This window comes from Oligoflexus sp. (assembly GCF_035712445.1).
GTDB lineage: Bacteria > Bdellovibrionota_B > Oligoflexia > Oligoflexales > Oligoflexaceae > Oligoflexus.
This window is the reverse complement of record NZ_DASTAT010000140.1, coordinates 85,813-98,953: the sequence shown is the minus strand read 5'-3', so window position 1 is coordinate 98,953 and position 13,141 is coordinate 85,813. Positions and strand designations below refer to the sequence as shown.

At 53.5% G+C, this 13,141-nt stretch carries 12 protein-coding genes; 3 read left to right on the top strand and 9 right to left on the bottom strand.

Annotated elements, in window-relative coordinates:
• Nucleotides 1-2 precede the first annotated feature (2 nt).
• On the bottom strand, nucleotides 3-2,198 hold the full coding sequence (locus VFO10_RS29460; RefSeq protein WP_325145612.1) for a response regulator: 2,196 nt from the start codon (nucleotides 2,196-2,198) through the stop codon (nucleotides 3-5).
• 173 nt (nucleotides 2,199-2,371) lie between these two features.
• Here VFO10_RS29460 and VFO10_RS29455 point away from each other — a divergent pair, with 173 nt between their 5' ends.
• From VFO10_RS29455 to VFO10_RS29445, 3 genes are all read left to right on the top strand, one after another.
• Nucleotides 2,372-3,382, top strand: coding sequence for a lysylphosphatidylglycerol synthase transmembrane domain-containing protein (locus VFO10_RS29455; protein WP_325145648.1), 1,011 nt, complete (start codon nucleotides 2,372-2,374; stop codon nucleotides 3,380-3,382).
• Between the two features lie 73 nt (nucleotides 3,383-3,455).
• Nucleotides 3,456-4,691 (top strand): tetratricopeptide repeat protein, encoded by a 1,236-nt coding sequence (locus tag VFO10_RS29450; RefSeq protein WP_325145611.1) that lies wholly within the window; start codon nucleotides 3,456-3,458, stop codon nucleotides 4,689-4,691.
• A 57-nt stretch (nucleotides 4,692-4,748) separates the two neighbouring features.
• Complete coding sequence (locus VFO10_RS29445) at nucleotides 4,749-5,543, top strand: alpha/beta hydrolase (protein WP_325145610.1); 795 nt, start codon at nucleotides 4,749-4,751, stop codon at nucleotides 5,541-5,543.
• Here the strand turns inward: VFO10_RS29445 and VFO10_RS29440 are convergent.
• The 8 genes from VFO10_RS29440 to VFO10_RS29405 all read right to left on the bottom strand — a co-directional run bounded on the left by VFO10_RS29440 (nucleotide 5,540) and on the right by VFO10_RS29405 (nucleotide 13,139).
• Nucleotides 5,540-6,136, bottom strand: coding sequence for a hypothetical protein (locus VFO10_RS29440; protein WP_325145609.1), 597 nt, complete (start codon nucleotides 6,134-6,136; stop codon nucleotides 5,540-5,542). The two genes, VFO10_RS29445 and VFO10_RS29440, sit on opposite strands and share 4 nt — an antisense overlap.
• An 81-nt stretch (nucleotides 6,137-6,217) precedes the next feature.
• Nucleotides 6,218-6,640 carry a PilZ domain-containing protein gene (locus VFO10_RS29435; RefSeq protein WP_325145608.1) on the bottom strand — a complete coding sequence of 141 codons (423 nt, stop codon included), beginning with the start codon at nucleotides 6,638-6,640 and terminating at the stop codon, nucleotides 6,218-6,220.
• Nucleotides 6,641-6,673: 33 nt separating this feature from the next.
• Nucleotides 6,674-7,084: a chemotaxis response regulator CheY gene (locus VFO10_RS29430; RefSeq protein WP_325145607.1), complete on the bottom strand. Its 411-nt coding sequence runs from the start codon at nucleotides 7,082-7,084 to the stop codon at nucleotides 6,674-6,676.
• A gap of 12 nt (nucleotides 7,085-7,096) precedes the next feature.
• Nucleotides 7,097-7,855 carry a FliA/WhiG family RNA polymerase sigma factor gene (locus VFO10_RS29425; protein WP_325145606.1) on the bottom strand — a complete coding sequence of 253 codons (759 nt, stop codon included), beginning with the start codon at nucleotides 7,853-7,855 and terminating at the stop codon, nucleotides 7,097-7,099.
• A 28-nt stretch (nucleotides 7,856-7,883) separates the two neighbouring features.
• Nucleotides 7,884-8,753, bottom strand: a complete 870-nt coding sequence (locus VFO10_RS29420) for a MinD/ParA family protein (RefSeq protein WP_325145605.1) — start codon at nucleotides 8,751-8,753, stop codon at nucleotides 7,884-7,886.
• A complete protein-coding gene (locus tag VFO10_RS29415) occupies nucleotides 8,750-9,928 on the bottom strand; it encodes a DEAD/DEAH box helicase family protein (protein WP_325145604.1) in 1,179 nt (392 codons plus the stop codon). The genes VFO10_RS29420 and VFO10_RS29415 overlap by 4 nt, the downstream gene beginning before the upstream one ends.
• A gap of 21 nt (nucleotides 9,929-9,949) precedes the next feature.
• Entirely contained in the window at nucleotides 9,950-12,049 is a 2,100-nt protein-coding gene (flhA, locus tag VFO10_RS29410) for a flagellar biosynthesis protein FlhA (protein WP_325145603.1), read from the bottom strand.
• 13 nt (nucleotides 12,050-12,062) lie between these two features.
• Nucleotides 12,063-13,139 (bottom strand): EscU/YscU/HrcU family type III secretion system export apparatus switch protein, encoded by a 1,077-nt coding sequence (locus VFO10_RS29405; protein ID WP_325145602.1) that lies wholly within the window; start codon nucleotides 13,137-13,139, stop codon nucleotides 12,063-12,065.
• Between the last annotated feature and the right edge of the window lie 2 nt (nucleotides 13,140-13,141).

The window sequence follows — 13,141 nt, the reverse complement described above, 5'->3', positions numbered from 1 at the left end:
CCCTAGCTTCCAGACGCGGCCAAACGATCGGCACCCATCGACTCCGCTCTTTCGATAGCTTTACGAGGATTGAAGCGAACCTGTCCTTCGAGCATCTTCGCGGTTCTGGTATTCTGCAGGGAACTCTTATAAACCATGTGACAGGCCATCTCACCTGGTTTGCTGTCAACAATCGCCAGCACCTTGCTCTTGGCCATTTCCTTCGCTTCATCCACCGCGCTTTTTTCCGCGGGAGCGGAAGCCGCCGGAGTCTGGGCGTTAAGATCACCAAGGGTGCGGGTCAGGGCATGATCGTTCTTCGCGATATTCAACTGCGTGCCCTTTTCGATCGCATGATTCACCCGCTTCAAAAGACCCTCGGATTTCGCGAGCACTTTGGTCGTCTTATGCTGAAGAGCCTGCTCCAGCTGTGCCTTGGCCTCGGGCAGTTTGCTGGCCCGAATATAGGCGAAGGCTATGTTGTAGTGAACGATGCCTTTGATATCAGGTCGCTCATCCGGTATGGCTTCGAGGGTTTTATTGTAGCCTTCGATTCCTTCGTTGATCATGCCGCAACGCGCCATGGCCACCGAACGGTTATTCATATAGGCCACAACATTTTCCATGGCCTTCAACTGGGCCATGATCTTCTTCGCGACGCCGGTCTCGCCGTTGTTGATGGCGGCCTTGGCTTCCGCCTCCTTGACTCTTTGACTGTCGGGGTCGATGTCCTTGGCTTCTTCCAGAATCTCATTGGCCTTGCTCGTGTCGCCCAGTTCAGAATGGATTTCTGCGATCTGACACAGGCGCTCCAGGTTTAAAGGAGCCAGCGTTTGCGCCTTTTGAAAGCATTTCAATGCGGTTTCAAATTCGCGCAGGTTGATAAGCGCCTTGCCCAACAGGTTCAAAATGAAGATCGACTCGCCGGCGTGCTTGATCGCCTCAATCCCAAAATCCCGGGCTTTTTCGTTATCACCGAAGGCGTAGGCGAATTCCGCTTCGATTAACTCCTTGGCGCCCACATTGATGGTGGCGTCCGAGATATATCGTTCCTTGATTTTGGCAGCTTCATCGAAATGCCGCTCCTGCAGCAGCTGACGCATTTTACGCTCCATGCTGCTCTGCTCGGTCGGCTGCCGATCCTGCTGCACGGTCCAGATGATGGATTGAACGAGTTCCTTGCGCTGAAAGGGCTTTTGCAGGGTGTGGGCAATACCCATTTCCCGCACGAAGGGAATGTCCTCTTTTTGTACAAGTGAGCTGACCAGAATCACTGGAGTCGCCTTCGCGCCTTCCTCCTGGGCTCTTTGCAGGAAGAGTGGTCCGGTTAATTTGGGAACCCGCCACTCCTGAAGGATGAGGTCGGGATTGTTGTGCTGCTTGATGTGCTCATGCGCACTGATCCCGTCTTCAAAGGCGTGAATATTCTCCACACCCATTTCCTGCAGCGCCGCTTGAATTTCCGTGCGAATCGAGGTGTCACTGTCCAGGACAATGGCCGTCTTCAGACCCAGCATGTTCATACCCACGCCGCTGACGCTGGACAGGTCTTCGCCGGGAAGATAGGTCGCGCAGATCTGTTTGATGGAGGCATCCAGGGAGTTATCAATCTTCTTCAGCTGCGAGAGGATGGCCTTGGCTTCATCCAGCTTTCCGGTCTTGGCCAGGGGAACGGCAAGGTTCAGATACTGGCCCAGATCCGCGGGTGAAAATTTCAAAAGCTGACGTTCAAAGGCCAACAGCTCATCGTAAAGTCCCAGATAAAGAAGATTCTGCCGCAGATAGGATCCTGCCATCTGGCTCGAACGCCAGTTGAATTTTTCATAGCGCTGCAGAAAGTCCTTCAGCTCATTGATGAGCGAGTCTTTCGTAAAAGGTTTTTTATGATAGGAAAGCAGCCCACGTTCAAAACAGGCGGGCAAAAGATCCATTTCCGTTTCTTCAACCAAGGCGGACACCCGCAGCTGATGCAATTCAGGAACTGAGGTGTAAAGATTAAGCACCTGCAGGAGGTTTTCATGCTGATCGGGAAACACGGGCGTAATCAGCCAGCGAACCTTTTCCACTTCCATCACGCTCAAGGCGTCCTTGAGATTGGGCACACCGTTCACGTCAGCAAAGCCTAGACTGCGAATGACTTCGGACAAAAGTGTACGGGATGCCCCGGACGGGTCCACGACCAGTACTTTGACATCCCTGTCTCTAAAAAATATGTCCATGGCTACCATCGCTTAACGTTGAAAGCAGGCCTCGCTGGATTATCGACACTCTTGAGTAAGCTATGAGTTCGGGCGGGGGCGGGCGCTATTAACCCGCGACAAGTCCAGGCAATTTATTTACAATGAGTTCCCCATAGGACTGAACAAGACGGAGGAGCATTTACGTGCTTCGAATGAAACCCATACTCATCACGGTCTTAAAGCTCTCCCTGGCCGCGGCTCTCATCACCTGGCTGGTGGGTTCCGGCAAGATTGATCTGTCTCAAATGCGCCGATTTGCCACTGAATATGACCTGCTGGCCGCATCCATTGGCTACTGGCTCATAGCCGCCTGCGGGATGGGAACCTGGAGATGGAAAACTCTGCTCGAAGGCGCAGGCTACAAAATCACCTGGAAAAGAGCGATCCAGCTGCAGATCACGGGCTTTTTCTTCAATACCGTCATGCCCGGTGCCGTTGGGGGTGACATTATTAAACTTGCCTATGTGATTCGTGATAACAAGGAAAAATCCAAAACCCAGGCGATGATGACTGTTTTGCTCGATCGCATTGTGGGATTGAGCGGTCTTTTTCTGATCGGCTGGATCTTCATGCTCCCAAGCCTCACCGACCTCATTGACGATCCCAGGCTTTTGCCGCTGGTGACGATGATGGGCGCGATCAGTCTGGGCTTTGTCTTTTTTTATGCAGCGGCCCTCTATCACTACCGCGGACGCGATCCCTTTCTGCGCTTCCTTTCGCTGCCGATTCCCGGCATTGGCCTCTTCTATAAGCTTTATAATGCGCTGCGCACCTACCGCTATGCCCGCGGAGCCATAGCCCGCAGCATCATTCTTTCGCTGGCTATTCAGGGTCTCAGCCTGGGTTTTTTCTATCTCATCACCACCAAAATTCTGGGTGATGCCCCGGATTTCGGTCGCATCGCTTCGATTTTTCCCGTCGGTGTTCTGACGACGGCCGTACCGGTCACACCCGGTGGCCTGGGCGTCGGGCACGTGGCCTTCGATAAGCTTTTCAACATGATCGGCCTGGATCATGGCGCGACCGTCTTCAATCTTTATATCATTTCCCAGCTTTTGCTGAATCTTCTGGGCGTCATTCCTTATATCAGCCTGCGCCGCCAGCAGCCGCTGCCCATGGGTGGCGCGGATGTTGACAGTTCGGCTGTGATTTCCGCCTATTAGAATGTTTCCATAAAGTCCATGCACCGCCTGCCGATTGACCTTCGCGGACTTGTTTCCTCATTGGGGTAGGCTCATGGCAATTGATCGCTTTATGATTTTGGATGATAGCACCGGCAACACCCTCTTTTTCGAGATGCTGCTGAAGGAGCTCGGCTATTCCAACATCACGATCTGCCCGACCGGCGATGACGCCCTGATTCAAGCGGATAAGAATCATGTCCAGTTCTATATTGTGGCCTGGGAGCTGAAAGGCATGCCGGGCACAATATTCATCCAAAAAGCACGAGCCAAGAAAAAGCGCCGTTTCGTGCCATGCATCATCTACTCCAAACGCATGGCCCCGGATGATGTGAAGCTGACCAAAGATCTCGGCTTCACCAATATCCTATCGCTGCCCTTTGACCGTCAGCAGGTCAAGGACATGATTACGAGCATCGTCACCTACGAATCAAATCTCGATCCCCGTGAAAATCAGCTTCGCAAGATCGAAATGTACGTATGGGACGGTTCCCCAGGTGAAGCCTATAAGATGTTCACCGACGATCTTTTCAGTCCTGGTCCTTTCCAAACCCGGGCTTTGCTCGCGGCGACGGAAGTTTTCATGGGTCTTGCGAAGATTGACAAGGCTGAAAAATGCGTGAACGATGCTTTGCGCAATGCACCCGACAACAACCGGGCCATGCAGCTGAAAGCCCGTATCCTGTCCCGCAAGGGTCAGCATGATGAAGCGATCACGATCCTTGAAAAACTGGTGAAGGGTTCGCCGAAGAATATTTCGAACAAGATCAATCTCGGTAGCGCCTATATTGAGGCCGATCGTCATGATGATGCGCGCAGGGTCTTCAAGGACATCATGGATGAAGATCCCGGCAATCAGGAATGCAAAGACCAGATGGCCACGCTCGCTTTCAAGGAAGGCGACTTCTCGCTGGCGGAGCAGCTGATCGCCGAGACGGAAAATGGCAACGAACTGGCCCGTGTGTTCAATAACCTCGCCATCTCCCAGGTGGCCAAAGGGGATTTTGATAAGGGCATTATCACCTATAATAATGCCATGCGCATGCTGGCCGACAAGGCCCGCCTGTATCTTCTGCAGTACAATCTGGGACTGGCCTATCGCAAAAAAGGCGCCCTGGACAAAAGCCTGAAAGAACTCGCAGCCAGCTATACATCCGAGCCGACCTTTGAAAAGGCCTATGTCGCGATCGCCAGAGTGGTCGGGGAACTCAAGGCCAAAGGCGTGAAACCCGAGCCGCAATTGATACGGGATGTGAAGCAGGCCCGCGGACTTGCCAAAAAATCAGCTTAATTTCCCTGGAAACTTCGCTTATCCTGCCCCTCGGACTGACCTTGGGAAGGAACCCTTATGCCCTTCATGCCGCGTGATAGCGCTGAAATCTATTATGAGACGCTCGGAACCGAAGGCCCTTGGCTGACCCTGGTCAACGGTCATACGCGCAGCAGCCGCGATTTTCGCCTGCTGGCAGGCAATCTGGTGAAGCAGGGTCTGCGTTGCCTCCTTTTCGATAACCGGGGTGCCGGGGAAACGAAAAATGGTCCCGACTTTACGCTCGCTGATATCGCCGATGACCTCATTCAGCTTTGGGATCATCTTGGCATTTATAAGACGGTGGTGATGGGTCTTTCCATGGGCGGACTTGTGAGTCAGATCGTGACGCATAAGGTGCCGGATCGTGTGCAGGCCTTGATCCTTGTCTCGACCGGAAGCGCGGAATCGTCTTTGGCACCCGCTGCGTTTACGCCCTGGGGTCATACCGAGGAAAGCGTCTATCATAAGCTTCAGGCTTATTTCACCGAGAGCTTCTTGCATCGCAATAAGCTCCTGGTGCAGGCCATGGCCAAACAGATTCTGCAGGGGATCACCGCCGATCATTTTGAAGAGCGGGCCGATCAGCAGCGAAGGGCCATGCAGGGCGTCGACACTAAACCCATGGCGCGAAATTTCCGCTGCCCCACACTGATTATTCACGGCCAGGACGATCGCATCATTCCCTTCGCCGCGGGCGAGGAATTGCAGCGCCTGATCCCGGGCGCTCAGATGAAAGCGCTGCCGGATGTCGGGCATTTGGTTTTGGCGGAATACAGCAAGAATTTGCCCCAGGATATCCTGGATTTTCTGCGGGAAAACGGCTTGATTTAAGCCATCGAGGCGATCAGGTTCACATCCGACTCAGGCATGCCGAGTTCAGCGGCGACCTGGGCGGTGGAAAGACCTTTGGAAAGAAGAAAGCGGGCATCGACGTACTTTTTGTCTTCGATCTCGGCCAGCACTTCCTGATAGGGGATTTTCTTATCGAAAAAGCGGGCCAGCTGCTCGGCACGGGCAATGGCCTTCTGCAGGATCTGGCGCTCTTCGCGACTCTTTTGAATCACGGAACTCAAAACGGTTCTTTGCTTTTGAGCCTTGGCCAAAGGCTCCTGAATCTGCTGCGTGACATCCGCAACCACCGACGCCACTTCATGAGCCAGAAGACTACCGCTCGACTTCAGACCGATTTCCGTTTCGGTGGCCATCGTTGCGACTTTCTCATAGAGATTCTTCATATCCGCGTGACGACTGACCAGCTCATCCCGCACGGAGTCCCGCAGCTCCTTTAACAGGCGCTGCTCTTCATGAATCTCCCGCAGAAGTTCAATAGGCTCCGCCTGATTCCGGCGACGGAAGGCCATCATCACGGCCCCGACCAGAATCAGATCCATCGCAATCAGGATGACAAGTAAAATGGTGTTCATGCGGAGGCTCCTGGGTCTAACTTAGCCTTCGTCTGCGTCGCTCAACCTTCGTCTGCGTCGTTAGGCCTTCGTCTGCGTCGCTCAACCTTCCTGCAGGAAGGCCTTCAGAACCTGTTCGTCAATCTCGTCCATATTCACGGTACGGACCAGAACGATTTTCTTCTTGCCGCGCTTGCCGACATCTTCCGTCGACACGACCTTGGCGAGAATCTTGAAGTTGCCCGGAGTATCAATGCGGCTGTAATCCACGAAACGCTGCTTGCGTTCCCAGTAATCAGGCATATTGATGTGAATCTTCAGGAGGTCGCCCTCTTCATAGTCCTCAGTCACGCGGAACTGAAGACCATAGGGGCTGATGTGAACCGTCAGGCCTTCCTCGGGATTCACTTCGGAATTGATTCCGTAGCGGGCCACGTTCAAACTCAGACGGCGGTTCGAGCGTGGATACTTTTTCACAAGGTCTTCATTGAACGACAAAGGATTTTCTTCATTCTCCTGGCTCATCCATCACCCTCCCTGGGATCAAAAAACCTAGGATCACTTGGCCTTTTGCTTCTTCAGCATCTGGTCTATCTTTTCCAGCTTATCCTTCAAAGCCTGTCCTGTAAAGGGCTTCACAATATAATTACTCACGCCCGCCTTGACAGCTTCGATGATGTTTTCCTTTTCCGCTTCCGCGGTCACCATCAGGAAAGGGAGGTGCTTGAACTTGGGATCGGCACGCACGGTCTTCAGGAATTCAAGACCAGTCATGTTCGGCATGTTCCAGTCAGAGACGATCAATTCAAAATCACCGTGCTCCTGCAGCGCGCGGTAACCCTGCTCGCCGTCTTCAGCTTCGGTGAAGTTATTGAAGCCGTTCTGCTTCAGAAGAGTCTTGACGATTCTCCGCATCGTGGGAAAATCGTCCACCACAAGGATCTTCAGATCAGGCTTGAGAATCGACATATCAGGACTCCATTAATCTGATAAAAGAGGTTTCAGACGCGACCGAAGCTTTTCCACCGCCTGGGTATGCAGCTGGCTTACACGGGACTCGGTGACCTCCAGGATCTTGCCGATCTCTTTCAGGTTCAAATCCTCGTAGTAATAAAGCGAAAGAACCAGCTTCTGCTTCTCAGGCAGTTCTTCGATGTGCTTGACCAGGAGTTCCCGAACGCCTTTGCTCTTGAGCTGGGTGAAGGGGTTCTTGGAACTTACGTTTTCCAGGCATTCCAGAAGGCTCTTGCGATCCTGCTGGTTCGGGCCCGAAAGCTCGTCGATCGAAAGAAGGGTGACGGCCTTCACCTTCGCGATCATGTCATAGTATTCATCCAGCTCGATCCCGAGAGCCTTGGACAGCTCCTTGTCGGACACCGCGCGGCCGAATTTCTGCTCAAGCTCGGCATAGGTTTTTTCGATCTTCTTCGCCTTGTCACGCACCGAGCGTGGAACCCAGTCCTGCGAACGAAGCTCATCGAGGATGGCCCCGCGGATCCGGAATTCGGCGTAGGTTTTGAACTTGTTATCCCGGGAGGGATCATACTTTTCGATCGCATCCATCAAACCGATCACGCCGGCGCTGATCAGATCGTCGATATCTATATTCGATGGCAGACGTGCTGCAATTCTTTGGGCCACAAAACGGATCAGTGGAGCGTAGTCCATGATCAGCTGGTCCCGAAGTTTGCCATCAACGCCTTTGGTATCCTGCTTATAGCGCTTGACAAGTCCCTTCACTGGATTGCCCCCCTTCGTGTGCTCAAGGCTAGATGGCGTTTACGCTGCGCAACGTCTGTTGCGGAAACATCAGATCCTGCCAGCCGCGCTTCCCGGATGGCTCGCGATATTCCGTGAGTCTCTCAAGAGTTTTGCGAGTAATTTCATTCCATGCCTGTCCTGAACGCGTGTGGGTAATATGTTCGTCTGCTGCCCTTTGCATCATGACCGAACGCTCAACCAGGGCGTCTTTGGGAACAGTTCCCGCCAAATGAAGATCTATTTCGAGAAATCTTCTCGCTACATCGGCGACACGCTGATAAATCTTGAGTCCCTGGCCCTCTGATATCGCCTGGTTCACGATTATATTAAAGTTCTTGCGGCCATAGTTTTCGTGCATGACTTTGAGGAAGGCATAAGCATCGGTCAGAGCATGGGGCTCGGGCGTGGTGACTACCATGATCTCGTCTGCGATCGAATTCAAGTGCAGGACATTACTGGAGATTCCGGCGCCGCTATCAATCAGGAGCAACTGATAAGGCTTGGAAACTTCAGCGATTTTGTCAAGGAGCTGCACCCTTTGGACGAGCTTCAAATCCGCCAGCTGAGCCAGCCCCGAACCACCGGGAATAATGCGGACACCCAGGGGGCCTTCCAGGATAATGTCTTTAAGTTCGCATCGGGATTCCAGAACATCGACGAGGTTGTAGCGGGCACGCATGCCCATCACAACATCGACATTGGCCAGACCAAAGTCGCCATCGAGGATCATGGTGCTGAGTCCGAGGCGACGAGCCGCGAGAGCCATGTTCACTGTCGTGAGCGTTTTACCGACTCCGCCTTTGCCACTGGCAATGCTGATAATCCAGGGTCGATCGGCTGGCTTTCCTTCGAGGTTCAATGAACTGCCCTTTCTCATAAACCAAATATTCTTTCCACAACACGTTCCCGACTGGCGCGCTCCAGATCTTCGGGTACGGCGCGGCCTACTCCAAAGAAACTGATCGGGAGGCTCCAACGCAGACTCAGGTTAAAGATCTCGCCATAACTCCACGACTCATCCAGGCGATTGAAGATGAGACTCGATAGGCCCAGGTGGGAAAATCCGCGGATCATGCGATCCATCTGCACTTCTTTTTCCGTCATGCCGAGTGCCAGATGAAAACTGACCGGCAGCTCCACATCGCGGAAATCCAGGAGATCACCAAGGTCTTCCTTGGAACGGGGGCACTCCGCAGCGCTATCCACCACGACAAGGTCCCAGTCCTTTTTCTTCTCCAGAATATCGAGCAGGTCACGAGGACGTTCGATCGACTCATAGGGCATGCCCAGGACCTTGGCCGTCACGCGCAGCTGCTCGCGGGCAGCAATGCGCTTATTGTCAAAGGCCACCAGGAGGACACGCTGCTTGTGATCCGTTTTATAATGATGGGCGATCTTCGCGGCCGCCGACGTCTTGCCGCTGCCGGACGATCCGACCAGGACATGCACGGCCCTTTCCCCCATCACAGGGTTCCAGGGTGGCGCCACCTTAATGCGCTTCATCATCCAGCGTATGGCCTGGGCCTGATAGGTCTGAAACAGCTGCTCAGGATCGCTGGTCTTCTCGATCGGCAGGGCCTTCAGGAAATCAGCGAGTTTGGTCATTTCCGCTTCATCAAGGCCCATCATCTTCAGCCGCTGGAAGATCCTGGACAGGGTCGGATTCATGCCCTCGACAAAGGATCCCTTGGATTTTGCCAGCTCATCATAGACGACGGTCCTGAGTTCATGAAGACCGGCATCAAGTCGGAAAAGATCCTGCCGACGAGCCATGTCTTCACCGAGCGATTTGATGGAACGTTCCAGGGTCTTGAAGTATTCCACCAGCTCAACGAGGTTGTCTTTGATCTGGCTGCTATCCTGATGACCGCGGCTGGCTCCCATCACCGAGGCCTGGCTGTTTTTCGCAGCCGTCACTTCGTAGACTTTACCTTTGGCGCCTTCGATTTTTTTCTCACGCGTATTGAGGATCACTGCGTCATTGCCAAAGTGGGTTTTGACAGCCTTGAGCGCGTCGCGCATCGAAAAAGCTTCAAAGGTTTTGACGTCCACGTTTCCTCCTTTCTGTGAGTCTTAGAGTCTGACTATGCCGATCGACTTGGTCTGGGTGCCTGCAGGAATTTCATCAAAAGCCAGAACCACCACACCAGGGATGAACCTGTTCACGAGCTGGCGAATATCCCAACGAATGAGTGAACCGCAGAGGATCACAGGCTGAGTGCCCGTCGTCTGAAAGGCCTCAAGGGTTTCCGCGATTCCGTTCAGGATTCGCTGGGCCATTTCCGGTTCCAATTGAAGGGAGGTTGAGCCATCTTCCCGATGCTGCAGTCCAGCCACAATCAGGTCTTCGATAGCGCGATCCAGAGTGATCACAACCAGTCTTTCGTCGGGTGTCATGTACTTCTTAATAATACCACGGCCCAGGGCTTTGCGTACATAACGGGTGAGCATATCCGGGTTCTTGATCGACCGGCAATAATCAGCCAGCGTTTCAAAAATGGTGCGAAGGTCACGGACACTCACGCGTTCCGCCAGGAGATTTTGCAGGACTCGCACCACTTCACCAAGACTGAGGCGATCGCCGCCGATGACTTCCTCGACCACCTTCGGCGCTTCCTCTTTGAGCCCTTCGATAAGGTTCTGCGCTTCCTGGCGACCGAGCAGTTCCGCGGCATGCTCTTCGATCAGCTTCGTCAAATGCGTGACGATCACGGTTGCGCAGTTCACCACGGTGTAACCACGGAAACTGGCTTCCTCTTTTTGGGTGGGCTTGATCCAGACGGCTTCCAAACCATAGGCCGGTTCGCGGCCAGGAATGCCATCGATCGGTTCCACGATATCGCCGGGATCCATGGCCAGGAAATAATCGGCCATCAGACTGCCGCGACCTATGCAGTTGCCTTTCAGAAGGATCTGATAATCCCCTGGTTTCAGCTGAATATTGTCCTTCACCATCACCATGGGCACGACGATACCCATGTCCTGCGCGAACTGCTTCCGGGCGGAAACAATGCGTTCCAGCACCTCGCCATCCTGCTGGGAATCCACAAGCGGGATCAGGCCGACACCCACTTCGAGCGAAAGGGCTTCGATATGGAGGAGGGATTCGATCGAATCCTTTTTGGGATCCTTCTGCGCTTCCTGCTCCTTGGCCTCTTCCGCCTCTTTTTTCTCGAAGGCCATCTGCACCGAATAGCGACCCAAAAAGAACGTCCCGATGGCGAGTATTCCAAAGGGAATCGTGGGCAGACCCGGGACCAAAGCCATGATGGCAAGCAGGGCCGAACAGATGAAGATGGCCCTTGGGTAGTTCATCAGCTGATTGTTCACGGTCGCCGAAAGACCGTCTTCATTGTTGCCGGTTCGGGTAACCACGATACCGGCTGCGGTTGAAATGATCAGGGCAGGAATTTGACTGATCAAACCATCACCGACGCTCATCAGCGTATAAAGCTGGGCGGCATCCTGAAAACTCATCCCATGGAAGCCTACACCCAGGATCAGACCCACGATGATGTTGACCGCCGTAATGATGATGCCCGCAATCGCGTCACCGCGTACGAATTTCGAAGCACCGTCCATCGCACCATAAAAATCAGCCTGAAGTTCGATCTTCTGCCGACGCTCGCGCGCTTCCTTGCGGTCGATGAGACCGGCGTTCAGTTCGGCGTCGATGGCCATCTGCTTGCCGGGCATGGCATCCAGGGTGAAGCGGGCGCCCACTTCCGCGACACGTCCCGCACCCTTGGTGATAACGATGAAGTTGATCACAACCAGTATGATGAAGATCACAAAACCGACAAAGTAGTTCCCACCAATCACAAAGTTACCGAACGAACTGATCACGGAACTGACGTGTCCGGTGTGCGCCTCAAGCAAAATACTACGGGTGGTCGCGACGTTCAGACCCAGACGGAAAAGAGTGGTCACAAGAAGGACGGTGGGGAAGGTGGAAAATTCCATGGTGTCGCGAACATAGACCGAAGTCAAAAGAATCATCAGAGAAGACGCCACGGACGTCGCCAGCAGGAGGTCCAGTAGCCACATCGGCAAAGGCAGGATCATGGTGAAAATGATCGCAACCAGAGCCAGTGCAAACTGGACATCAGGCGATTTTAAAAACTTCAGGACCGAATTGGATCCATCAGTTTTTTCGACGGCGGCTCCGGCCATTGATCAGCTCCTACTATTTCCGACTGAGTTTTTTACCTTTGAGCAGGAACACGTAACGGATAACTTCGGACACGGCTTTGTAAAGAGACTCAGGTATTTCCTGGCCGACTTTGCAAACCTTGAAAAGAGTTCGCGCCAGGGGCTTGTTCTCGATGATCGGGATATCCGATTCCTTGGCGACTTCCTTCATCTGCTTCGCAACCAGATCCTGGCCTTTGGCCACGACGATGGGGGCACCCATGCCCAGTTCATAATAAATGGCGACCGCAAAGTGAGTCGGGTTGGTGATGACAGCCGTCGCCGTGCGTGTGGCCGCAATGGTCTTGGCGCTCGACATCTCCCGCTGCATGCGCTTCATCTTGGCTTTGACATGGGGATCCAATTCCCGCTTTTTGTATTCATCTTTGACTTCCTGCTTGGTCATCTTCATCTTCTTTTCAAGGCTGAAGAAGTTGTAAAGGAAGTCAGCCGCACCCAAAAAGAGGAGCAGACCGATCACGGACCAGATCAGGGTCTTGGTCATGGATGTCCAGTAAGCCCAGGACTGCAGATAGGTCATATGCAGAAGGCCGGGCATCTTCACCCATTCACCCTGAAGGATGGTATAGGTCATGCACCCGACGATCAGCATCTTGCCCACGCTTTTCAAAAGCTCGACCACCGAATCCATGCTGAAGGTCTTCATGAATCCTTTGAAAGGATCAAGCCGCGTGAAATCGGGAGCCAATTTTTGCCAGGACCAGTTCAATCGCGTCTGAAAGAAGGTGACGGCAACCGATGCCACCGTCGTTGCTATGAAGATCGGCGTAATCATAATCAGAAGCTCACGCCCGACTTCTCCCAAATACCCTGTGATGCTTTTACTGGTCACCTGTTCGGTACTCAGATGCTGAAAATGGGAAATCATGAAGTGCTGCAGTCGATGCATCAGCCACATCAGGTAATAGCCGAACATACCGATGACCGCAGCCAGCACCAAAACCGATGTGACTTCGCGGGACACAGCGATCTGACCGCGCTCACGGAACTCGTCGCGTCGCTCGGGGCTCGCTTCTTCACTTCGGTCCTGGCCATCATCTTCGGCAGCCATCG

What these genes read in the sequence shown, in the direction of transcription:
- VFO10_RS29460 (WP_325145612.1), bottom strand. Translation starts at nt 2,198, where the DNA reads ATGGACATATTTTTTAGAGACAGGGATGTCAAAGTACTGGTCGTGGAC.
- VFO10_RS29455 (WP_325145648.1), top strand. Translation starts at nt 2,372, where the DNA reads ATGAAACCCATACTCATCACGGTCTTAAAGCTCTCCCTGGCCGCGGCT.
- VFO10_RS29450 (WP_325145611.1), top strand. Translation starts at nt 3,456, where the DNA reads ATGGCAATTGATCGCTTTATGATTTTGGATGATAGCACCGGCAACACC.
- VFO10_RS29445 (WP_325145610.1), top strand. Translation starts at nt 4,749, where the DNA reads ATGCCCTTCATGCCGCGTGATAGCGCTGAAATCTATTATGAGACGCTC.
- VFO10_RS29440 (WP_325145609.1), bottom strand. Translation starts at nt 6,136, where the DNA reads ATGAACACCATTTTACTTGTCATCCTGATTGCGATGGATCTGATTCTG.
- VFO10_RS29435 (WP_325145608.1), bottom strand. Translation starts at nt 6,640, where the DNA reads ATGAGCCAGGAGAATGAAGAAAATCCTTTGTCGTTCAATGAAGACCTT.
- VFO10_RS29430 (WP_325145607.1), bottom strand. Translation starts at nt 7,084, where the DNA reads ATGTCGATTCTCAAGCCTGATCTGAAGATCCTTGTGGTGGACGATTTT.
- VFO10_RS29420 (WP_325145605.1), bottom strand. Translation starts at nt 8,753, where the DNA reads ATGAGAAAGGGCAGTTCATTGAACCTCGAAGGAAAGCCAGCCGATCGA.
- flhA (WP_325145603.1), bottom strand. Translation starts at nt 12,049, where the DNA reads ATGGCCGGAGCCGCCGTCGAAAAAACTGATGGATCCAATTCGGTCCTG.
- VFO10_RS29405 (WP_325145602.1), bottom strand. Translation starts at nt 13,139, where the DNA reads ATGGCTGCCGAAGATGATGGCCAGGACCGAAGTGAAGAAGCGAGCCCC.